Source organism: Mediterraneibacter massiliensis (assembly GCF_001487105.1).
GTDB lineage: Bacteria > Bacillota > Clostridia > Lachnospirales > Lachnospiraceae > Mediterraneibacter > Mediterraneibacter massiliensis.
Genome location: NZ_LN913001.1, coordinates 2,141,332 through 2,164,948, shown reverse-complemented (window position 1 = coordinate 2,164,948; position 23,617 = coordinate 2,141,332). Strand labels below are relative to the sequence as shown.

The following is a 23,617-nucleotide window of genomic DNA, read 5'->3' as shown; positions in this document are numbered from 1 at the left end:
AGGAAGGGAACCCGGTGAACTGAAACATCTAAGTAGCCGGAGGAAGAGAAAACAACATGTGATTTCCAAAGTAGCGGCGAGCGAAATGGAAAGAGCCCAAACCGGAGTGCGTGCACTCCGGGGTTCGGACCGCGGAATTGATTCAATGAGTTTAGCAGAATGGTTTTGGGAAAGCCAGCCAGAGAGGGTGAAAGCCCCGTAAGCGAAAGACGAGTTGACAAGGCGGTATCCAGAGTAGGTCGAGACACGAGAAACCTTGACTGAAAGAGCGGGGACCACCCCGTAAGGCTAAATACTCCTTAGTGACCGATAGCGCATAGTACTGTGAAGGAAAGGTGAAAAGGACCCCGGGAGGGGAGTGAAAGAGAACCTGAAACCATATGTTTACAAGCTGTGGAACCGCTTTAAATGCGGAACTGCGTACTTTTTGTAGAACGGTCCGGCGAGTTACGTCGGCTGGCGAGGTTAAGCACTTAGAGGTGTGGAGCCGAAGGGAAACCAAGTCTGAAGAGGGCGAAACAGTCAGCCGGAGTAGACCCGAAACCGGGTGATCTATCCATGTCCAGGTTGAAGTTGCCGTAAAAGGCAATGGAGGACCGAACCCACATCCGTTGAAAAGGGTGGGGATGAGGTGTGGATAGGGGAGAAATTCCAATCGAACCCGGAGATAGCTGGTTCTCCTCGAAATAGCTTTAGGGCTAGCCTCATACGAGTCTTGCGGAGGTAGAGCACTGAATTCCTAAGGGGGCGTCAAAGCTTACCAAGGGATATCAAACTCCGAATGCCGTGTAGATGATGTATGGGAGTCAGACTATCCGAGATAAGTTGGGTAGTCGAAAGGGAAAGAGCCCAGACCTACAGCTAAGGTCCCAAAATGTGTGTTAAGTGGAAAAGGATGTGGGATTTCAAAGACAACTAGGATGTTGGCTTAGAAGCAGCCATACATTAAAAGAGTGCGTAATAGCTCACTAGTCGAGAGGTCCTGCGCCGAAAATGTCCGGGGCTAAAACACACTACCGAAGCTTAGGAACTGACGAATGTCAGTTGGTAGAGGAGCATTCTTAAAGAGAAGAAGCTGTACCGGAAGGAGCAGTGGATCATTAAGAAGAGAGAATGCCGGAATGAGTAGCGAGAGGAAGGTGAGAATCCTTCCGGCCGAATATCTAAGGTTTCCAGAGTAAAGCTGATCTGCTCTGGGTAAGTCGGGGCCTAAGGCGAGGTCGAAAGACGTAGTCGATGGATAACAGGTTGAGATTCCTGTACTATTTTATGACAGAACTGTGGGGACGCAGGGAGAGAGCGCGAGCCGGGAATGGAAAGCCCGGTGCAAGCGAAGTACCCGTACATCAGGCAAAACCGGTGTGCAAGGGGAAGGCGTGAAGCGGACCGAAGTAAGAGTAGGGAAGAGCGTGAGCTAACTGCCAAGAAAAGCCGCTATTGTTCATAAAATACCCGTACCGTAAACCGACACAGGTGGATGAGGAGAGAATCCTAAGGCCGACGGGAGAAGCATTGTTAAGGAACTCGGCAAAATGACTCCGTAACTTCGGGAGAAGGAGTGCCTGGGAGACCAGGCCGCAGAGAATTGGCCCAAGCAACTGTTTAGCAAAAACACAGGTCTATGCAAAACCGAAAGGTGAGGTATATGGGCTGACGCCTGCCCGGTGCTGGAAGGTTAAGGGGAGAGGTTAGCGCAAGCGAAGCTTTGAACTTAAGCCCCAGTAAACGGCGGCCGTAACTATAACGGTCCTAAGGTAGCGAAATTCCTTGTCGGGTAAGTTCCGACCCGCACGAAAGGCGTAATGATTTGGGCACTGTCTCAACAATGCACCCGGTGAAATTGAAATACCAGTGAAGATGCTGGTTACCTGCGCCAGGACGGAAAGACCCCATGGAGCTTTACTCCAGCTTGATACTGGGATTCGGTATTGCATGTACAGGATAGGTGGGAGGCTAGGAAGTGGCAACGCCAGTTGCCATGGAGCCGCTGTTGGGATACCACCCTTGCAGTATTGGGTTTCTAACCAGCAGCCGTGAACCGGCTGGGGGACAATGTCAGGTGGGGAGTTTGACTGGGGCGGTCGCCTCCGAAAGGGTATCGGAGGCGCTCAAAGGTTCCCTCAGAATGGTCGGAAACCATTCGAAGAGCGCAAAGGCAGAAGGGAGCTTGACTGCGACACCGACGGGTGGAGCAGGTACGAAAGTAGGACTTAGTGATCCGGTGGTATAAAGTGGGATTGCCATCGCTCAACGGATAAAAGCTACCCTGGGGATAACAGGCTTATCACTCCCAAGAGTTCACATCGACGGAGTGGTTTGGCACCTCGATGTCGGCTCATCGCATCCTGGGGCTGAAGTAGGTCCCAAGGGTTGGGCTGTTCGCCCATTAAAGCGGTACGCGAGCTGGGTTCAGAACGTCGTGAGACAGTTCGGTCCCTATCCGGCGTGGGCGTAGGATATTTGAGAGGAGCTGTCCTTAGTACGAGAGGACCGGGATGGACTGGCCGCTGGTGTATCTGTTGTTCAGCCAAGAGCATAGCAGAGTAGCCAAGCCGGGACGGGATAAACGCTGAAGGCATCTAAGCGTGAAGCCCCCCTCAAGATGAGATATCCCATAACGTCAAGTTAGTAAGACCCCTTGAAGACGACGAGGTAGATAGGACGGAGGTGGAAGTACAGTAATGTATGGAGCTGACCGTTACTAATAGGTCGAGGGCATAACCAAGCAAGGTGATAGGAGAATGGATGGAGAAAAGATCTTTTGTATGTAGTTTTGAAGGTATATATCTCTGGAAGAATGAGAGAAGAGACACCTGGAAGTATAAACTTCCAGGTGTTTTTTTGATGGAATTGCTGTTTGGCTATAAAATTTGCCGGCAGTTTGTAAGAAGATGGCGAAAAATACCTCATGTTAGTATAGAAAATAAAAAATTTACGAAAAGTGAAACTTTATGATGTATTTTGCCGTCTAATAGATGTAAGAACAGTGCAAAGATAAGGGGAGATGAGCACTGAAAAACATTGACCTGCAGGAGAAGAAAGGGGGAAGCCTATTGCTGTTTTTAGTGAAAAAAGCACAAAAAAGAGACGACCAGGCATTTGTGGAACTAATGGAAACTTATAAGTCCAGTATGTATAAGGTGGCGAGGAGTTATCTGCGCAGAGATGAAGATATTGCGGACGCTGTTTCCCAGACAATATTGGATTGTTATGACAACATCGTAAAACTGCATGATCCGAAATATTTTAAAACATGGATGATCCGTATTTTGATCAATAATTGTAAGGATATGATAAGACAAAATCAAAAGGAACATCTTCTGGAGGTGCCGCCGGAAAAAGGAGAAGAATGTATGGAGCTTAAAAATTATGAATTTCAGGAACTGATGAATTCTCTGGATGACAAATATCGAGTCATACTGCTTCTCTATTACGGAGAAGGCTTTAAGATCCGGGAAATCGCGCAGATACTGGAAATGGATGAAAATACGGTAAAGACAAGATTGTCCAGAGGAAGAAAAAAACTGGGACAGGTGTATAGTTTAAAGCCGGCGGCAGAGAGGAGATAATGTATGAGAAAGGATTATTCAGACAGAGAAATCAAAGAGATCCTGGAAAAAGAGGCGCAGATCCCGCAGTGTGTAGAAGAAAAAATACAGGCGGCATACCGGGAGATCAGTATGGAGCCGAAAGTAACGATGAAGTATACAAAGACATATAAGATCAGAAAAATGATCGTGATCGCAGCTGTTGTGACGATGGCGGCAGGATTGGTAGGATTTGCCGCGAATGAATTTTTAAAAGTCAATATAAGTGAAGATAAAGAAAACGCGAAAAAGATAGAATACAGGGTACAAGTAGACGCGCAGAAAGAAGCGCACAAGATCGAGGTGACTCCTACCTATATGCCGGAAGGCTATATATACGGAGAGGAAACTTCTCCATATGGAGGTAAATGGCATAATTCGGATACGGACAGCCAGATTACGATCACACCGATCAATGCGGCAGAGATTTATTGGGGAGAAAAGACAGAAAATCCGGTGTACCGAGACAGCTTTGATAAAGCGGATTATTTGGAAAAAGCGGAGATAGACGGGCAGAGGCAGGACATTTTTGTAGAAGCAGAGGTAAGTTATGTAGATACAGACAAGCAGACGATCAATATCTTTCTCACCAATCAGGAGTATGGATATATGGTTTGGATAAGCAGTGAGACAACTTTAGAAAAAGAAGAGTTGCTGAAAGTAGCGAAAGGACTGAAGATAGAAGTATTGGATGAGACAGAAGCCTATCCTACAGAGGCAGAGATAGAGGACGAACTTGCCGCACAGGCAGAAGAACAGAAACTTTGGGAAGAAGAAAAAGCAGAAAAATTAAAATATGGGATCCCGGCAGAAAATATCTATGAAATCGGAGATACCATCTCCAATCCGTTCCTGAATGCAGAATTCTCGGAGGAGGATATTGAGTATACTGTAGAAAATATTCAGATCAAGGACAGCCTTTCTATAGATAAATATCCGACCCAAAACTATATAAATTATGAAGAAGTTTCCCCCTGGATTCAGGAAGATGGAACATTAAAACCTCATGCCAGATACACGCAGACGATAACAGAAGATGGACAGGTGCAAGAAGAACCGATTCTTGAAGAAGTCGCATCGAAATATGTAGTGGTAAACATGAAAGTGAAAAATGCCTCCGACAGGGCATATGAAGAGATAAATCTCGCACCGGATCTGATCGTTAAAGAAACAAGAGAAGATGGAAGTCTCTCCTGCTATGGACCAACGTTCCTGCCGGCAAATGAGGACTATAATCTGCAGTGGAACAGCGGAGAAGGGGCAAGTTTCCCTGTATATATCGATCCGATATATTATACGGAAGGAACAGAACGTTTAAAGAGCGGTTTATACAGACCACTGAAAGAGCAGGAAGAACTGGAATATACACTCGTGTATATAGCGGATGAAGACGTACTGGATTCCCTGTATCTGAAATTCCAGCCATCCTATACGGAAGAAATGATCGAAGGAAAATGGACGACCAATCCATATGTGAAAGTAACGAAATAAAAATATGGGGGAAAGTTTAAGACGACAGGAGAGCGGTTTGACGCTCTCCTGTTTTATTTGTATGAAATGCGACTTACAGTGTACGAAAATATTTTGCTCAAAATGTTCATTTTCGAAGAAAATCTATATGAAATCGCTTCTTAGGTAATTGTATCTGAATTATCAAATGTTAAGATAAAAATATAAGAAATAATAAAACCTAGGAAGGAGAGTTATATATGGAAATTTTAAAGAAACTTTTACCTCAAGGAATCACCAGAGAAGAAAGAACACAGAAGTTAAATACAGCAATGCGGGATGTTAAACCTGCTATTTGTATTGAACGTGCAAAGCTGATTACAGAAAGTTATAAACAGACAGAAGGCATGCCACATATTATCCGTAGAGCAAAAGCACTGAAATATCTTTTAGAACATATGACAATTTTTATTGATGAGGAAGAATTAATTGTGGGAAACCATGCTTCACATCCGCGAAGTGCTCCTTTATTTCCGGAATTTGGTGGTTTTAGTAAAAAAGAACTGGATATGATGCCTACACGTAAGGTAGATACACTGCAAATCACAGAGGAAGAGAAGAAAATCCTTTTAAACGAGATTTATCCTTATTGGAAGAATAAATCTATTGATGATTTATCTAGGTATTATATTGATGAAAGGATTATGGAGGTTTTGGATTCTGAATACCGTGTATTTAATCCATTGAGTAGGGCTCGTAGTGGGTATGGTCATTATCTGCCCAATATCGAGAAAGTTCTTACAAAGGGGTTTTGCGAAGTGGAAAAAGAAGCAAGAGATTATCTTGCAAATTTGGATATTTTGGATAAGGACTTTACTGATAAGGTACACTTTTATAAAGCTGTACTAATTGTCTGTGAAGCAGTGAAAATATTTCAGGATAGATTTGCTGATTTAGCAGAACAAATGGCGGAAAAAGAACAAGATGACCGGAGAAAAAAGGAATTATTGCTCATTGCTGAAAATTGCAGGATTGTACCCTATAAGCCGGCCAGGACATATTATCAAGCCTTGCAATCCTATTGGTTTGTGTTGTTGATTGACTATTGTGGACAGAATGGTTCCGCTATTTCTGGAGGAAGAGTAGATCAAATGTTTTATCCCTTTTGGAAAAAAGATATAGAAGAGGGGCGTATGGTAAAAGAAGAAGCTAGGGAAATACTAGAGGCTTTGTGGGTGAAAAGCAGTGACATTATTAAAGCGGGAACGTACATGAGTGCCAGAAATAATGGGGGATTTGCTACGACTATCAATGTTGTTTTAGGTGGAATAGACGAAAAAGGTGAAGATGCTGTTAATGATTTTACATATGTGTGTTTGGATGCAGAACAAACAGTATTTAATTCAGAACCAAATACAAGTATTAGAATCTCTAAAAAGAATCCAGATAAATTTATTAATAAGGTATTACAGATTTTAGTAGAAAATGAAGGTGGGAAACTTCCGTTTTTTAATGATGAGCTGATAATTGATGGTTTGATTAAAGATGGAGTTTCAATAGAAGATGCAAGAGATTATGCAATTGTAGGTTGTGTGGAACCCACAGGGCAGGGGAATACCATGGGAAGAACAAATGCATGCTATTTTAATTTGGCAAAATGCTTGGAGTTGGCATTATTTGACGGAGTATGCCAAATGTCAGGACAGCAAATGGGGCCAAAGACAGGAGCGTTTAAAGATTTTAAAACATTTAAAGATTTTTTAAAAGCGTATGAGACACAAGTCGACTATTTTGTTGAGATGATGATAAGTTCTCTAAATTCTATTGAGCTTCTTCACGCCAGATATGGACAGCATATATATTGTTCTACTCTTTTGGAAGGATGCCTTGAAAAAGGAAAGGACTGTACACAAGGTGGTGCAAAATACGATTATGTTGGCGTTCAGGGAGTTGGTATTGCAGATGTGGGAGATTCTTTGACTGTTATTAATCAAATGGTGTTTGAAACAAAAGAGATTATGCCGGAAGCATTATTAAAGGTATTGAAAGAAAATTTTAAAGGTCAGGATATTCTAAAGCATCGTTTGATTAACAAAATATCAAAATATGGAAATGATATAAAGGAAGCGGACGAAATGATAAAATATGTTGGAGAACAGTATTGTAGAAGCGTGAAGGGACATTGTTCGCCCCATGGAGCAATTTATCGACCTGGTTTATTTTGCTTGTCTTCCAATACACCATTAGGAAGGCAAGTATGTGCACTTCCTAGTGGACGTGAAGCGGGTACTCCACTAGGTGATGGTGGAATTTCTCCGAAACATGGAATGGATATCTGTGGACCGACTGCTGCCTGCAAATCAGTTGCTAGAGTGAATCATGAATTGGCGATAAATGGAGTTAATTTTAACATGAAATTTATGCCTACGATTCTAAAGACAAAAGAAGAACGTCAAAAATTAATTGATATGATTCGCACTTATTTTAATATAGGAGGCATGCATATACAGTTTAATATTCTTACGCCAGAAAAATTAAAAGATGCACAAACGAATCCGGACAGATATAGAAATTTAGTTGTACGTGTAGCAGGCTATAGTGCTTTTTTCGTGGAATTGGATAAAGATATTCAAAATGAGATTATTAACAGAACAATGCAGTGTATGTAAGAAAAGGAGATAATATGGAAAAGCGAATAAAAGGGAATGTATTTGATATACAAAGATATAGTATACATGATGGTCCAGGAATTCGTACAGTTGTGTTTTTAAAGGGGTGTCCTCTTAGATGTAAATGGTGTTCTAACCCTGAATCATGGAATGAATCACCTCAGTTGTTTTATGCAGCGTCCCGATGTATTGGATGTCGCACTTGTGTGACAGTATGTACCAATAAAGAAGTAACGGCAGAAGACAGGGGGTTAAAGATTCATTGGGATCGGTGCAAAGCAGATAAATTGGACTGGGTAGAACAGTGTCCAACAAAAGCACTAACAGTAAAAGGAAAATGGATGGAAATTTCAAAAGTAATGGGTGAAATAGAAAAGGATATAGATTTTTACAGGCAGAGTAAAGGCGGAATTACTCTATCCGGAGGGGAACCACTTCTGCAGCCAGAATTTTCTTATGAGTTGTTGAGACTATGTAATGAAAAAGGAATTCATACATCTGTGGAAACAACAGGATGTGTTCCAAAAGAAAACTTAGAAAAGATATTGCCGGTAGTAGATTTATTCTTATATGATATAAAATCAGCAGATACGCACAAACATAAAGAATGGACTGGCATAGGTAATGAGGAAATTTTGGGAAATTTGAGATGGATATCTAAGCAGAGTAAAAAAATATTTGTTAGGACACCGATGATTCCAGAGGTTAATGATAAAGAACAAGATATTCTTGATATCATAGAAATCCTGCAGAAATATAGTATTAGAAACTATGATATACTGCCCTTTCATCAGTATGGAAGTGGAAAATATCAATCTTGTGGAATTGAATATGTCATGCGGGATGTAAAACCACATGACGAGGAATATGTAGAGAAGATGAGGGATATGATACGTAGTTATGGCTTTAACACAAAGGTGGAAAAATGAAAAGGGGGCAGCTTTTGCCCCCACTTTCTATATCATATTCATTGTGAAAGTGTTACCTGCCTACGTATATTCACAGGAGTTTTTGTGGAATTTGTATTTTTGTACAGTTCTAACTGAAACACACATTTGTCCGCCCTTGTGATGGAAGTAGTAAATTCAAAGATGAAGCCAGAATCTAAATAGGAGATACGTTGGATTTTATAACCTGGCACTTTGGCAGTGCATTTTAAAAGGGTTGCCTCATCTCTATTGATAATGATTGCTTCAATTGTTTCAGTTGCTCTATAAAGGTTCAATGCATAATGCTCATTTAGTGTATTGTACAGTGAAACAGAAGAAAAATCATAATATTCAATACCCTCACACAGATAATACGGGATATATGACTTTTCAAACAGAATGGGCTCATTATTCGCACAGCGAAGCCTATATAGCTTAAATACTTTTGTTTGTGTACTTGGCAATCTGAGCTGTTCACGAATAAAAACGGGAGCATCTACAACCTCGCTTTTTAGGACGATAGAATTAGGGTTTGCACCGAGTTCTTTCATGTTTTCCGTGAAATTATAAAGATAATTAATATTGCGTTTCATTTTGGAATCTGCAATAAAGGAGCCTCTTCCACGATAGCGGACAAGAAGTCCTTCTTCCACTAGTCTATCCATACATTGTCTGACGGTTGTACGGCTGATATTTAATATTTTACAAAGATTAGCCTCGGTGATCATTTGATCTCCAGGCTTTAAAATGCCTGCTTGAATTTGTATTTTAATATAAGAGGCAAGTTGTTCATATAATGGTGAATCACTTCCTAAAGAAAAATGAAAAGTTTCTTTAAAATAATCAATATCCAATTTAATAGTTCCTTTCTAACATAGGATTTCCGCATGGGATGAAAGGGACAAATGTTGTAAATACAGCGGATAGAACGGTTTTATTTGTTTCAATAGTATCACAAAAAGATAGTGCATTCAAATATCTTTTGCCAATTACTGGATGAAAAAACAACTGGATTAAATCATGTTTTTGTGATACAATACATATGTATCATACAAATGATACAAAAAGCATATCATAAGTAAATAAAAAAGGCAATATATTGACGTGGAAAAATAAAGTAAAATAAATGGGGAAAGTTATCAATGCGAGAACGCAGAAAGATTATTTTACAAGAATTAGAACAGACAGGATATGTAAAAGTAAGTATGTTAAGCCAAGAATTCCATTGTACAGAGATGACAATACGTAGAGATCTAAACGCTATGTCAGAAGAAGGTTTATTAAAAAGGACACATGGAGGGGCTGTTAAAATTGGAAAAAATTTTGTGACAGATAATGTAAAAGATTTGGTTTATAGCAATCTATGCAACAAGATATATATTGCGAAAATGGCTTACCGTATTATAAAGAATGGGGATACTATTTTTTTAGACGATGCGACGACTTGTCTGTATTTAGCACAGGAAATAAAAAGAAACAATAAAAAAAGTGTTAATGTAATTACAAATAGTATTTTACTCGCTTCAGAAATCATGCAGACAGTACATATATCATTGAAGATAATAGGAGGAGATATTGCAGGAAATCTTTCTGCTACTGTGGGGAAAGAAGCACTGGAACAGATAAGAGGATATAGAGTGAATAAAGCATTTATTGGGGTAAACGGAATTGATTATCAGGAAGGAATTACAGGAATCGGATATCCGCAGATGGAGATAAAAAAAGCTATGATGAAACGAGCAGAAGCTACCTATGTGCTAGCGGACAGCAGTAAATTCGGACATATATATTTGTCCCATATTTGTAATCTATCTGAAGTGACAGGTGTTTTGACAGATAAAGATTTAAAGGAAGAATATGTACAGATAGCAAAAGAGAAGAACTATCCGATATATGTAGATGATACATTTATAAATAGGAGAGAATGAAAATGAAGAAAGAAACTATGAGTGAAAAACAAAAATGTCAGTCGGGAGTTTTGTATGATGCTAATTATAATAAGAATTTGGTAGAGGAACGAAACAGATGCAAAGACGTATGTTTTGCATTTAACAATTGTTTACCATCTAGGAAAGAACACAGGAAGAATATTATAAAACCAATATTTGGTAAAGCAGATGATACATTTCAAATCGAGTCAGACTTCTGGTGTGATTATGGATATAATATAGAATTAGGCAGAAATTTCTATGCAAATCATGGATGTATCATTCTAGACGAAGCAAAAGTTATGTTTGGTGATAATGTTTTTATAGGACCAAATTGCGGTTTTTATACTGCAGGGCATCCGATTGATCCACAATTAAGAGCAAAAGGTTTAGAGTATGCAAAACCTATTACTATTGGAAGCAATGTTTGGTTTGGAGGAAATGTGGTGGTTATGCCTGGAGTAATGATTGGAGATGACGTAATCATAGGTGCTGGGAGTGTGGTGACAAAAGATATACCAACTGGGGTGATTGCAGTCGGAAATCCATGTAGGGTATTACGAAAGATCACAGAGGAAGAAATAGAAAAAGAAAGGAGGTTAGTATGAGCTGGCTAGATTTACATATGCATACTGTACTTAGCAATGATGGAGAATTTGAACCAGATAAACTAATGAAGTTGTGCGCAAAGGCGAAGCTGGAGGTAGTAGCGATTGCCGATCATAATAGTACCAGGGCATATAGAAAAGCAAGTGAAACAGCAGGGGCTTTGGGAATTGAATTACTTCCAGCAGTAGAATTAGATTGTACTTTTCAGGGAAAAGATTTTCATGTCTTAGGGTATGGGATTGATCCAGTATATGAGGAGTATGAAATAATTGAAAAAGAACTACTCTGCAAAGAACAAGATGCCTCCAAAATAAGATTGAAACTTATACAAGAAGCAGGGATAAAAGTTGATCATGAAAAAGCAGAAACTTTGGCCCATGATGACGTGATAACAGGAGAAGTAATAGCAGAAACTGCATTACAAGATTCAAGAAATTATGCATTACTAGAAGCATATCTTCCCGGAGGTAGTCGAAGCGATAATCCATATGTTAATTTTTATTGGGATTGGTGTGCACAGGGGAAAATTGCCTATGTACCGATAGAATTTATATCTCTTGATAAAGCGATAGAAATTATTAAAAAATCGGGTGGAATTCCGGTTCTTGCACATCCAGGGAATAATGTAAAAGAAGATACGGACTTGCTGGAAAAAATTACTGAAAGAGGAGTATGTGGAATAGAAGTGTTTAGTAGTTATCATACAGATAAGCAGAAGAAATTTTATATGGACTGGGCAAAGAAGCATGAAATGGTAATGACTGCTGGAAGTGATTTCCATGGAAAGACAAAGCCAGCTATTTTCTTGGGAGATATGGATATTTGGGGAATGGAAGAAATGTTATATAAAAAATTAAAGGAAGCAATAAGGAGGGGATAATCAGTGGATTCTTTGTGTCGGGATATTTTATGGAAAGAAGGGACATGGACAAATAAACCTGCAGCATGGAAAGAAGAAGGAAAATCGTTGTTGGTACAAGCGATGCCGGAAAGTGATTATTGGGAAAAAACATTATATGGATTTATACATCGCAATGGGCATGCACTTTTGACAGAGTTAAAACGTTCTGAGGCAATGGAGGTAACCTTTTTGTTAAAAGACTTCTCAGAATTATATGATCAGGCAGGCATGATGATCTGGTATGATGATATACATTGGATTAAGGCTGGGATAGAAGTAATAGATGGAGAGCCTAATATATCTATTGTAACAACAGATGTATATTCAGATTGTTCTAATTTTCCAGTAGCGAATTGGGAAGGAGAGAAGGTTACATTTCGTGTGTCACCTTTTCATGATGCAGTTTTAATTCGTGTACGTACTTCTAAAAGCAGATGGATGACGGTAAGGCTTTCTAGATTTCCTTTTGAGAAAGGAATAAAAGCGGGACCTATGGTATGTGCACCTATCAGGAAAGATTTAAAGGTAGAATTTACAAGGTGGATAAAGACGGATCCGGACATAGCACAGCATCAAGATCCTCCCATCATATAAATAATTTAGATATTTTACTATAAAAATCAATTTCAGATTGCTATATATTTTTATTTTGGAGCAAGCAGCGCTTGCGGAAATATTCTAAAGCAATTTGAAGTTGATTTTTTTAATACCTCAATTTACAGGCTTTTATTTTTTAAGGATGTATAGAAAATAAGAAGGTTTATCATTTAATAAATTAGTTAAATTGTAGAAAATATATAGTAATATTTGTGCAATATGCAAATTTTAGTATAAAACAAACAAAAGTATTGACAATATAAAACGATTAATATATATTAAATGTATCATACATTTGAAACAAATAAACAGGAGGTTAATTATGGGGAAGGTAAAAGAGATGAATAGTAATGAAAGCAAAATACTTCTAAAAAAAATGAAAGCAATGGGAATTTTGTGGGCGCTGATTTTAATTTGTATCATTGCGGCTGTTATTTCCCCTAATTTTTTAGGACCGGCTAATATAGTTAACGTAGTACGTTCTGTTTCTTTAAATGGTATTATTGCCATGGGTATGACCTTTGTTGTGCTAACAGGTGGGGTGGACTTGTCAGTTGGCTCTATTGTTGGGGTGGTTGCTGTGTCCTGTGCGATGCTGCTTCAAAAAGGAGTCTCTCCCATTATGACAGTAGCAGCAGGATTAGTAATAGGGATTATTCTTGGCCTAATAAATGGTATTGGGGTTACAAGAGGAAGATTAGCGCCGTTTATTATGACTTTAGGTACGATGACTGCACTTCGTGGAGTGGCAAGATATTTGGCGAATGGTTCGCCACAGAATTGGACTGAATCAGGTATTGATTTTTCCTTTTTGGGTCAGGGAAGTATGTTAGGAATTCCAGTACCGGTTTATATCTTTTTAACCGTATTTTTTATTGCATTATATATGCTGAAATATACAGGTTTTGGAAGAAGTGTATATGCTTTGGGGGACAGTAGAGAAGCAGCGCGTTTATGTGGGATTCATACAAAAAGAGTAGAGACAATGTGCTTTGTGATTACAGGTTTTTTGTCGGCGCTTTCTGCAATTATTTTTATTTCAAGATTAGGCATTGGGCAGCCGGAGGCTGGGGAAGGTTATGAGTTAGATGCACTTGCGATGGTCTATATCGGCGGGGCAAGCACAGCTGGAGGAAGCGGAAGTGTAGTTGGTACTTTGATTGGGGCCTGCTTGATTTCCGTATTAAATAATATTTTGAATTTGATGGGTATTTCCCCATTCATACAGAAAGTTATTCAAGGTGTCATTATTATATTAGCTGTGCTGTTAGAGAGAAAGACAAAAAAGAATTCTTAAGGCTAAGGGCACGTGAAGAAAGTGCTTTAGTAATAAAATAATTCACAATAATAAAAGGAGGAAATGTGGATGAAAAAGAAAATAATAAGTGCGGTTCTTTGTCTAACAATGGTAGCGGGTCTGGTAGTCGGATGTAGCAATGGAGGAGCAGGAAATTCTGATGGAGAGGATAAATCTTCGAAAGAAGGAGATAAAAAGTATACGATAGGATTGTCTCAGGGGACAATGAACCATCCATTTCGCGTTGCCATGGTGGATGAAAATGTGGCCTATGCAGAAGAAAATTATCCGGAATTTGAAGTAATTACGACTGATGGACAGAATGACTCGGCTACACAAGTACAAAATGTAGAAGATCTGCTTGCCCGTGGAATTGATTTATTGATTATTTCACCGTTGACAGCGGATGCACTGACTCCAGTTTGCCAGAAAGCAATGGATCAAGGAATACCAGTAGTTACACTAGACAGAAATGTAGAGTGTGAAGTTACATGTTATGTCGGAGCAGAGAATAAACCAATGGGAGTAGCTTCCGCAGATAAGTTAGCAGAAGCCTTGAATGGCAAAGGAAAAATTGTAGAAATACAGGGAACAGCAGGGACATCGGCAACGATAGACAGACATGACGGTTTTGCAGAGCAATTAGAAGCTGAATATCCGGATATGGAAGTTATTGCGACACAATATTGTGATTATCTAAGAGAAGATGCAATGGCATTTATGGATGATACACTACAAAGATTCGGACCTGGTGAAATTGATGCAATCTATTGTCATAATGATGAAATGGCGTTAGGGGCTTTAGAAGCATTGCGAGCAGCAGGCCGTGAAGATGAAGACATATTAATTACGGGAATGGATGGGACAGAAGTTGCTTTTAAAGAAATTGAAGAAGGCAATATGTTCTTTACTGTTTTCTATCCGTATTGTGCACCAGAAGGAATGCAGGCAGCATATGAGATCCTAGAAGGAGACGGAGTAGAGCAGCGTTGGGAATTAGAGACAGCGGTTATTGACAAAGATAATGTAAAAGACTGGATTGGAAAAGGTCTGTAAATAAACCCATAATACGGAGGTGGCAGCGATGCTTAAGATGAATCATATTTCAAAAAGTTTTCCTGGAGTAAAGGCACTGGATGATATCTCAATTTCTGTAAAACGAGGAGAAATACATGCTTTAGTTGGAGAAAATGGAGCTGGAAAATCAACATTAATGAAGATTTTATCAGGTGCTTATTCATTAGATAAAGGCGAGATTATCATCGATGGGGAAAAAATAGAAAATACGACACCTGCAAAGATGATTGAAAAAGGAATTGCAGTAATTTATCAAGAGTTAATGCTGTTGCCTCATCGTACTGTTGCAGAAAATATTTTTCTGAACAGATATCCGAAAAATAAGATGGGGAAGATAGATTATAAAAGGATGGAAGAGGATACAAAGAAAGTTATAAAAGAATTACAGTTAGATTTGGATCCGCGGGCTGTGGTAGAAGATTTAAGTGTGGCAAAGAGACAGATGGTAGAGATTGCCAAAGCAATGTCTAGGAACGCTAAAATTGTAGTACTGGATGAACCGACAGCAGTATTAGGAGACAATGAATTGGAAGGACTTTTCAGAATCGTAAAAAATCTTGCAGCAGAAGGAGTTACTTTTATCTATATTTCTCATCGGTTAAAAGAGATTTTTGAACTTTGTACAAGTTTGACAATTATGAAAGATGGACAGCTTGTAGAAAGCGGGCCGGTACAAAATTATACAACAGAAATATTGGTTTCCAGAATGGTGGGCAGGGATGTAAAAGATATTTATCCTAAAAGAGAAAGAAAATGTGGAAATGTTGTGCTTTCTATTCGAAATTTAACAAGGAAAGGCGCGATAGAAAATATCAATTTTGATCTTCATAAAGGTGAGATTTTAGGAATTGCAGGGCTTGCAGGAGCAGGACGCTCGGAGATTTTACGTGCAATTATCGGTGCGGATCCAATTGATGAGGGAAATATAGAATTGGAAGGAAAACCAGTAAAATTTAAAAACGTAAAAGAAGGAATTCTTGCAGGCTTAGGTATAGTACCAGAAGAACGAAAAGCAGAAGGACTAATGCTACAGCAAAATATGATATTTAATATGACTATACCGGCGCTTAGAAAATATAAAAATAAATTCGGTACACTGATGTTACGAAAAGAAGCAGAAATTACAAAGAAATATATTCAAATGTTTCATATACGTCCAGGAATACCTGATACCATTACAAATTTTATGAGTGGAGGAAATCAACAAAAGGTAGTTTTATCGAAATGGATAGCGGCAGATTGTAAAATTCTTCTTGTAGATGAACCTACTAGAGGAGTAGATGTAGGTGCAAAAGAAGAAATTTATGAAATATTAAATCAACTGATTGAAAAAGGACTTTCTATTATTATGGTGTCATCAGAATTGCCCGAACTTTTAGGAACATGCGACAGAATTATGGTGATGAATGAGGGAAAACAAACAGGATTATTTGATATTGAAGAATGTTCTGAAGAAACACTTATGACATTTGCAACAAATTAAAAAGAGGTGGAAATATGTACGATTTTTGTGCGATAGGAGATGCTTTGATAGACTATATTCCTGGTCCTGGATATACACTGGAGAAACCTATTTATCAATGTGAAGTTGGAGGAACAGTAGTAAATGCCTTGACAGCAGCAAGTAAGTTGGGACTTCATACAATGTTTATTGGCAAAATAGGTGATGATTGTATGGGAGAATTAATCAGACGCAAAATGGAAAGCTACGGCGTGGGTTTAGAGGGATGTGTTTTAGATCCAGTTCATTTTACGACACAGTCATTTGTCACCCTGGATGAAAATGGAGAGAGAAGTTTTAGTTTTTCAAGAAGATTTGGTGCAGATATTTGGCTGGATGAGAAAGAAATTCCGATAGAAAGAGTTCTCCAATCTGCTATGGTTGGATTTTCTGGTATGTGCATGACGGATGAACCAGTTAGAACGGCAACTTGGAAGGTGCTCAACGAGGCGCATAAAAAGGGAATACCAATTGTATTGGATGTAAACTACAGGCATAATTTGTGGAGTAGTAAAGAAAAAATGATTTGTGAGATGAAAAAAACTTTATCTAAGGTTTCGCTTTATAAATCATCAGAAGAAGAAGCATATCTTCTTACGGGAAGAAATACCTTGAAAGAGGCTGCAAAAGAAATTTCTAAATACGGTTGCAAACTAGTGATTATCACATGTGGAGAAAAGGGTTCTTATTATTACACAGAAGAAAAAAGTGAAAAAATAAAAGCATATGATGTGAAAGCAGTGGATACGACTGGAGCTGGAGATACTTTTTTCGCAGGAGTAATTTATCAAATTATTCAAAAGGGTGGAATAGAAAAGGTTATGTCAGAAGATCTTCCACAAATATTAAAGTTTGCTAATGCCGCAGGAGCATTAGCAACTACGAAAAAAGGAGGAGTGACAGGCTCTCCTCTGTTACAAGAAGTAGAGGAGTTCATAAAGCAGCAGAATAAAGAGTAACCATTTCAAAAAATGATGAAAGAGCATGATAAGTATAGGAGGAGACCAGATGAAACCAGAAAAATCAGCAAATGAGATGACCGTGAAGGAATTGGCAGCGTACATTGACTATTCTGTATTAAAACCGGAGTTTACAGAGGAAGAGATCATTGCTTTGACAAAAGACGGGGTAAACTTAGGGTGCGCTACGATCTGTATCAATCCGGGATATATGGAATTATGTGAACCATATGTAAAAGGAACAGACACCATGCTGTGTCCGGTAACGGATTTTCCGTTCGGCACAAGTTCTACACAGTCCAGAGTAGAGCAGATCGAAAAGGTGGCAAAGTATGATACAGTAAAAGAGGTAGATATCGTAGCGAACTTTGGATGGCTTAGAGCGGGATTATATGACAAGGTGACAGAAGATTTAAAGGCGTGCGCGGAAGCTGCCCATAAATATGGAAGAGAGATCAAAGTGATTCTGGAAACAGACGCGCTGGGTGAAGAGCAGATCCGAAAAGGCTGTGAATGTTGTGTAGAAGCAGGCGTAGATTTTGTGAAGACAAGTACAGGATTCCTTACAGGTTTTGAATTAAAAGGTGCTGCGCCGGAGGTGATCGAGATCATCATGGATCAGTTGAAAGGAAGGGCAAAGGTCAAAGGCAGCGGATGTATTCGGACAAGGGAGCATTTCTTACAGTTGATCGATATGGGAATCGACCGCATGGGAGTTGGATATAAATCCGTTCCCGTTGTGCTGGATCTGAAATAAAGGATAAATGCTTAGAAAAGGCAGTGTTTTACATTCTGGCATAGAATGTAGAACGCTGTTTTTTCATTATGGTAAAAACGATGGAAAAACAGTGCTATTTAGGCCTGTGATTTGACAAGGGTATCCAGGAAGTTTATAATTCAACTGTATGAGTGTATGTCCGGGACCAGAAGTTTTCGGATGTGAATAAACGCAAGGAGGAGTACAATGAAGAAGCCGGTTTTGATCATTATGGCAGCAGGAATGGGGAGCAGATACGGTGGTCTAAAGCAGATCGACCCGATAGACAAAGAGGGGCATATCATCATGGATTTTTCCATTTTTGATGCGAAAAGAGCAGGTTTTGAGAAAGTTATTTTTATTATAAAAAAAGAAAATGAAGAGGACTTTAAAGAAGCGGTCGGAAAACGTATAGAGCAAGTGATGGATGTCTCTTATGTATATCAGGATCTTTTTCATCTTCCAGAGGGGTATCAGGTTCCGCAGGGCAGGGTAAAACCATGGGGAACAGCACATGCTGTACTGAGCGCCTATGAGGAAGTAGATGGTCCATTTGCAGTCATCAATGCAGATGACTATTATGGACAGCATGCCTTTGAGAAAATTTACAAATTTCTTACTACCCATGAAGATGGTGAAAAATACAGTTATACAATGGTCGGATATCGGCTGAAAAATACAATGACAGACAATGGGCATGTGGCGCGTGGGATTTGCGAATTAAATGAGGATCAAGAACTTGTGGAAATCAACGAACGGACCAGGATCGAAAAAAGAGAAGGCAAGATCGCCTATTCTGAAGATGACGGCAAAACATGGATACCGGTGGATGGCGAAAAATTAGTTTCTCTGAATATGTGGGGATTTACCCAGAGTATTATGGAAGAGATCAAAGCTGGTTTTCCGGCATTTTTACAGCAGGGGTTAAAAGAGAATCCCATGAAATGCGAGTATTTCCTTCCGTCTGTTGTAAGTGGGCTGCTGGAGGAAGGACGTGCGGCGGTAACGGTATTGGATACAGAAGATAAATGGTATGGGGTGACATACAAAGAAGACAAACCAATGGTAGTGGCGGCCATTCAGGCGCTGAAGGATGCGGGGAAATATCCGCAGAAATTATGGGAATCATAAATATATCGCAGTAGAAAAGGAGGGTATAAAATGTCTATATTAGTTACAGGCGGCGCGGGATTTATAGGAAGCCATACTTGCGTAGAGCTGTTAAATGCGGGATACGAAGTAGTCATTGTAGATAATCTATATAATGCGTCAGAAAAGGTCATAGGACGGATTGAAGAAATCACAGGGAAAAGTGTGAAATTTTATAAAGCAGATGTGCGGGACGCAAATGCCTTACATGAAATTTTTGCTAAAGAAGCCGTCGAAGCGGTCATCCATTTTGCAGGATTGAAAGCAGTGGGCGAATCTGTCGCAAAACCTTTGGAATACTATGACAATAATATAAACGGTACATTGACACTTTGTGATGTCATGAGAAAGCATGATGTCAAGAATATTATTTTTAGTTCTTCTGCTACGGTATATGGCGATCCGGCATTTATACCGATCACAGAAGAGTGCCCAAAAGGAATTTGTACGAATCCATATGGCTGGACAAAATGGATGCTGGAACAGATCTTGACAGACTTGCACACGGCAGATAAAGACTGGAATGTGGTCCTTCTCAGGTATTTTAATCCTATCGGGGCTCACAAAAGCGGAAAGATCGGAGAAGATCCGAAAGGAATTCCGAATAATCTTATGCCCTATATTACGCAGGTGGCGATCGGAAAGCTGCAGTGTCTCGGGGTATTTGGGGATGATTATGATACACCGGATGGAACCGGTGTGCGCGATTACATTCACGTAGTGGATCTGGCGATCGGACATGTCCGTTCTGTCGAAAAGTTAAAAGAAAAAGCAGGGGTATCGGTTTATAATCTGGGAACAGGTAAAGGATATTCTGTACTGGACATGGTGAAGGCATTTGGAAAGGCATGCGGGAAAGAAATACCTTATGAGATAAGGCCAAGACGTGCAGGCGATATTGCCACATGCTACTGTGATGCGGCGAAGGCAAAAGAAGAATTACATTGGGAGGCAAAACGCGGTTTAGAAGAAATGTGCGAAGATTCCTGGAGATGGCAGAGTCAGAATCCCAATGGATATGAAGCGTAAGCGGAATTGAGCTAACACTGCGGAAGTATTCAAAACGGAAAAAATCGACTTCACATTGCTACAGACTTCCAACCAGAAGTATCTATTCTCTTCTGGTTGGAGATGTACAACAGCGTGAAGTCATCATTTTTTCTATAAAAGGCAGTTCGTCAGTTCAATTTATATTTTTCTATGAATTTCTGGACAGTTTCTATATCTGTTTCCAGCATCTCTGCAATCTCTTCAGCGCAGTATCCTTTCTGGACTTTCTTTTCTATCTGTTCCTGTAATTTTTGCAGTCTTCCTTCCTTCAATCCGGAAGCGTGACCCTCGCGAATACCTTCTTCACGCGCTTCATTTTGTTCCATGATCTTTTCTTCCCAAGCCTGCATATACCTCACTCCGATCTTTTCACTGGATTTGATCGCCTGGATGCGTTTCTGGATCTTATGGATCCGCTCGCTGGCGCAGTTTTTGCTCACTTCCTCCGTGGTGTGCTCCATATATTTGAGGAGTTCCACCAGTTCTTCCGGCACACCTTCTGTATTCTTTCCGTGTGTGTTTAGGAAGATACGGACAGCGTCGTCTCCCAGAGAAAGCTCCGGTACTTCCTCACACTGCATGCGGAAGGTATAGCGATACAGCCCGTATCCAAACAGGTCAAAGGGACAGATCAGGATGATATACACGGGATTTAACTTCTGAAAACCGACCTCGCCCGGAGTTAATAGATTGGAATCGATCAATGCCTGGTAGAAGCGGCTCCGTTTGGGAAGGTTTCCCGTATTGTTCTGTTGGACTTCTGTATTATATACGGTGTCCGGCTCATCCATTGCCCATACATCCAGCCGTACATAGCGGTTTAAGGGATGGGTACGCTGCTCTTTCTCTGTCTGGGGCAGCAGTTTTAATAAGACCTCGTTCCCTAAGATGATTTCCAGTATATCCCGCATGGTATCCGGGTCTTCTGCCGCCTGTGCGAATAAAAAACGATCCAGCAGGTTCAAATCCTGCAATGATTTTTGTTCCATATGTACTTTTCTCCTTTCATTATAGGGAAAAGCCTGCTGGTTTACAACACTTTTCCCTAAATTGCCTGTGACGTAAATCTCACTTCAGCAATATAAATCTTCCAGAATCTGCGTGTGACTTGACGCAAAAAAATTTCCGACACAGGTATGTGATTTTGTTTTTTGGGTAAATGTTTGCGAATATTCCGGATAAGAACCCGGATATAGCGACTATCCAGCAACTGGATAAAATAGAACGATCTGTATAGAGCAGATCATCAGGCTGTGTTTTAGGAAAAACACAAAAATTTTTCTAGATGCGCATCTAAAAGATACTCTTACCTTAACACAACAGAGTATAGACTACAAGAAAAAATAAATATAAATAATTTGACAAAACAGCAGGCAGAGTAAAAAGAAAAGTTGACATTATACAGGCGTGTCACATGGAGATGTCTGTTCTTGTTCCCTGCTTGCTGCTGTAGGAAATAATTTGACACTGCGGCGGGGGATTGTTAAAATGAAGAATGATGAAAAGGAAAGGACTGTTACTATGGAAGAACAAAAGGTGAATGTAATAGCAGAGGAGAAAAAACGGGCGTTAGGCTCTTTGCGCAACTCGGAGATGATCTATATGCTTGTATCAGCGTGCACAAAGATGCCGTTTGTGCTGTGTGATCCTGAAACGTATGATGACGAGATTTTCCTGTTTGATGATCTGGAAGAGGCAAAAAAATGTGCGGAAAAATGTAGAGAGGAAAAGCAGCCAGTGAATGTGGGGAGAGTGGCAAATAAACAGTTGCTTCCGTTTTATTCCAGTTTATATACGATGGGAGTAAATTGTCTTGTATTTCAGGCAAAAGGAGGTAAAAAAGCGGTGATCCAACTGGAAGAACTTGTAAAGCGGGGGGATACATCCAAGCTTCCGGACGGAAAAGTGTGGGTGGAAAATCCGAGCTTACATCTGACTTCCCTATATTTTATGCAGGAAATGCGAAGACAACAGAAACCAGAACTGACAGAAGAAATGAAAGAACTGCAGGAGGAGATACTTTCGAATTTTCAGAAAGGGACGTATATTGTGGCTGTACAGGCAGAAAATAAGATTCCGCTGCTGAAACTACAGGATGGTACTTCTTTTCAGCCTGTTTTTACGGATGTGATAGAGTTCCAGAAGTTTAATAAAGAGAAGAATTTTAAGTCGGCGGTAATAAAAGCAGATAAGTTATTGGACATTTTAGTTCCCGAAGCAAAAGGGGTTGTTATCAATCCTTTTGGGGTCAATCTGCAGCTTCCGATTAAGAGGAAAAAGCCATGATTATCTTTTATTTTAGCGGGACAGGCAATACGCTATGGGCGGCGAAAAAAATGGCGCATCGTTTGTCCGGAGAATGTCATGGGATCATGGAGTATGCCGCAGAAAAGTCTGTGGAGATCAAGGACGATAGGATCGGCTTTGTATTTCCGGTCTATATGAATGATATTCCATGGGTTGTAAAAGCATTTTTGATGGAAATATCGTTACAAAAGCCCAAATATATATTCGCTGTTTTGACATCAAGCAGTGGAAAGCATGGGAAAGCGGTTAAGAATCTGGAAAAGGTTTTGCAGGAGAAAAATACCTCCCTTTCAGCTGTATTCGATCTTGTAATGCCAGGAAACTGCATGCCTGGGAAGGCGTCTAAAGAAGAAGAAAAATTAGAAAAAGCGCCGGAGAGATTGGAGCAGATCATAAAGGCTATTAGGGCGAATACTAAGAATGTAAATCAGAAGTTGAAAGAAGATAAAATAAACGGAAAGATAAGCAGAGCATCTGCAGGCAGTCTGAGAGCAGATTTTGTGACAAGTTCCTGGTTTTATGGACAGGGGATGGCGGGCGCAGCCATGAAGCCCTATCCCAATACCGAGAAATGCACAGGATGTAGAATTTGCGAAGAAGTTTGTCCTACCGGAAATATTCAGATAAGAGACAAGAAGGCTGTTCACGGAGGATGCTGCGCAGCATGTTACGCCTGTTATCATTGGTGTCCGGAACAGGCGCATACAATATCTATGCCTGTTTTAAGAGGAAGAAAGCAGTACCATCATCCAGATATAAGCTGGGAAGATATTGCAGAACAAAAAGGACGAAGGAAAGTAAAATAAGAATGAAAAAGATAGAGAAAACAGACGGCAGGGAAGTACGCAGGA

The 23,617-nt window shown here is 39.9% G+C and carries 19 protein-coding genes and 1 rRNA gene; 18 read left to right on the top strand and 2 right to left on the bottom strand.

What is annotated here, in order from left to right; genetic code table 11:
• The 5 genes from BN3282_RS14475 to BN3282_RS14450 all read left to right on the top strand — a co-directional run.
• Positions 1 to 2,725: ribosomal RNA gene (locus BN3282_RS14475) — 23S ribosomal RNA — on the top strand; the annotation flags it as partial.
• 340 nt (positions 2,726 to 3,065) lie between these two features.
• Positions 3,066 to 3,569: an RNA polymerase sigma factor gene (locus BN3282_RS14465; RefSeq protein WP_330382240.1), complete on the top strand. Its 504-nt coding sequence runs from the start codon at positions 3,066 to 3,068 to the stop codon at positions 3,567 to 3,569.
• Positions 3,570 to 3,572: 3 nt separating this feature from the next.
• Complete coding sequence (locus BN3282_RS14460) at positions 3,573 to 5,078, top strand: hypothetical protein (protein ID WP_059070258.1); 1,506 nt, start codon at positions 3,573 to 3,575, stop codon at positions 5,076 to 5,078.
• A gap of 218 nt (positions 5,079 to 5,296) precedes the next feature.
• Complete coding sequence (locus BN3282_RS14455; RefSeq protein ID WP_059070257.1) at positions 5,297 to 7,705, top strand: glycyl radical protein; 2,409 nt, start codon at positions 5,297 to 5,299, stop codon at positions 7,703 to 7,705.
• A 14-nt stretch (positions 7,706 to 7,719) separates the two neighbouring features.
• Positions 7,720 to 8,634, top strand: a complete 915-nt coding sequence (locus BN3282_RS14450; protein ID WP_059070255.1) for a glycyl-radical enzyme activating protein — start codon at positions 7,720 to 7,722, stop codon at positions 8,632 to 8,634.
• 38 nt (positions 8,635 to 8,672) lie between these two features.
• Here the strand turns inward: BN3282_RS14450 and BN3282_RS14445 are convergent, their stop codons facing one another.
• Positions 8,673 to 9,488, bottom strand: coding sequence for a GntR family transcriptional regulator (locus BN3282_RS14445; RefSeq protein ID WP_059070253.1), 816 nt, complete (start codon positions 9,486 to 9,488; stop codon positions 8,673 to 8,675).
• Positions 9,489 to 9,776: 288 nt separating this feature from the next.
• Between BN3282_RS14445 and BN3282_RS14440 the strand changes: the two genes are divergently transcribed.
• The 11 genes from BN3282_RS14440 to galE all read left to right on the top strand — a co-directional run bounded on the left by BN3282_RS14440 (position 9,777) and on the right by galE (position 20,438).
• Positions 9,777 to 10,562, top strand: coding sequence for a DeoR/GlpR family DNA-binding transcription regulator (locus BN3282_RS14440; RefSeq protein WP_059070251.1), 786 nt, complete (start codon positions 9,777 to 9,779; stop codon positions 10,560 to 10,562).
• A gap of 2 nt (positions 10,563 to 10,564) precedes the next feature.
• The gene (locus BN3282_RS14435) at positions 10,565 to 11,170 is read left to right on the top strand and encodes a sugar O-acetyltransferase (protein ID WP_330382238.1); all 606 of its coding nucleotides are present in this window, start codon (positions 10,565 to 10,567) and stop codon (positions 11,168 to 11,170) included.
• Positions 11,167 to 12,051: a PHP domain-containing protein gene (locus tag BN3282_RS14430; protein ID WP_059070249.1), complete on the top strand. Its 885-nt coding sequence runs from the start codon at positions 11,167 to 11,169 to the stop codon at positions 12,049 to 12,051. The genes BN3282_RS14435 and BN3282_RS14430 overlap by 4 nt, the downstream gene beginning before the upstream one ends.
• Positions 12,052 to 12,054: 3 nt before the next feature.
• Complete coding sequence (locus BN3282_RS14425; protein WP_082667557.1) at positions 12,055 to 12,666, top strand: DUF1349 domain-containing protein; 612 nt, start codon at positions 12,055 to 12,057, stop codon at positions 12,664 to 12,666.
• Positions 12,667 to 12,991: 325 nt separating this feature from the next.
• Entirely contained in the window at positions 12,992 to 13,966 is a 975-nt protein-coding gene (locus BN3282_RS14420; protein WP_059070246.1) for an ABC transporter permease, read from the top strand.
• 69 nt (positions 13,967 to 14,035) lie between these two features.
• Positions 14,036 to 15,022 (top strand): substrate-binding domain-containing protein, encoded by a 987-nt coding sequence (locus BN3282_RS14415; RefSeq protein WP_242866650.1) that lies wholly within the window; start codon positions 14,036 to 14,038, stop codon positions 15,020 to 15,022.
• 28 nt (positions 15,023 to 15,050) lie between these two features.
• Positions 15,051 to 16,526, top strand: a complete 1,476-nt coding sequence (locus tag BN3282_RS14410) for a sugar ABC transporter ATP-binding protein (RefSeq protein WP_162858254.1) — start codon at positions 15,051 to 15,053, stop codon at positions 16,524 to 16,526.
• A 14-nt stretch (positions 16,527 to 16,540) separates the two neighbouring features.
• A complete protein-coding gene (locus BN3282_RS14405; protein WP_059070242.1) occupies positions 16,541 to 17,503 on the top strand; it encodes a carbohydrate kinase family protein in 963 nt (320 codons plus the stop codon).
• Positions 17,504 to 17,552: 49 nt separating this feature from the next.
• On the top strand, positions 17,553 to 18,260 hold the full coding sequence (gene deoC / locus BN3282_RS14400; protein WP_059070240.1) for a deoxyribose-phosphate aldolase: 708 nt from the start codon (positions 17,553 to 17,555) through the stop codon (positions 18,258 to 18,260).
• A 207-nt stretch (positions 18,261 to 18,467) separates the two neighbouring features.
• Entirely contained in the window at positions 18,468 to 19,391 is a 924-nt protein-coding gene (locus BN3282_RS14395) for a sugar phosphate nucleotidyltransferase (RefSeq protein WP_059070238.1), read from the top strand.
• 30 nt (positions 19,392 to 19,421) lie between these two features.
• A complete protein-coding gene (gene galE, locus BN3282_RS14390; protein ID WP_059070236.1) occupies positions 19,422 to 20,438 on the top strand; it encodes a UDP-glucose 4-epimerase GalE in 1,017 nt (338 codons plus the stop codon).
• A gap of 149 nt (positions 20,439 to 20,587) precedes the next feature.
• Here the strand turns inward: galE and BN3282_RS14385 are convergent, their stop codons facing one another.
• Positions 20,588 to 21,448 (bottom strand): Rpn family recombination-promoting nuclease/putative transposase, encoded by an 861-nt coding sequence (locus BN3282_RS14385; RefSeq protein ID WP_059070234.1) that lies wholly within the window; start codon positions 21,446 to 21,448, stop codon positions 20,588 to 20,590.
• A gap of 418 nt (positions 21,449 to 21,866) precedes the next feature.
• Between BN3282_RS14385 and BN3282_RS14380 the strand changes: the two genes are divergently transcribed.
• Both BN3282_RS14380 and BN3282_RS14375 read left to right on the top strand, forming a co-directional pair.
• Positions 21,867 to 22,745 (top strand): SseB family protein, encoded by an 879-nt coding sequence (locus BN3282_RS14380; protein ID WP_242866649.1) that lies wholly within the window; start codon positions 21,867 to 21,869, stop codon positions 22,743 to 22,745.
• Complete coding sequence (locus BN3282_RS14375) at positions 22,742 to 23,572, top strand: EFR1 family ferrodoxin (protein WP_059070232.1); 831 nt, start codon at positions 22,742 to 22,744, stop codon at positions 23,570 to 23,572. The genes BN3282_RS14380 and BN3282_RS14375 overlap by 4 nt, the downstream gene beginning before the upstream one ends.
• Positions 23,573 to 23,617: the final 45 nt, after the last annotated feature.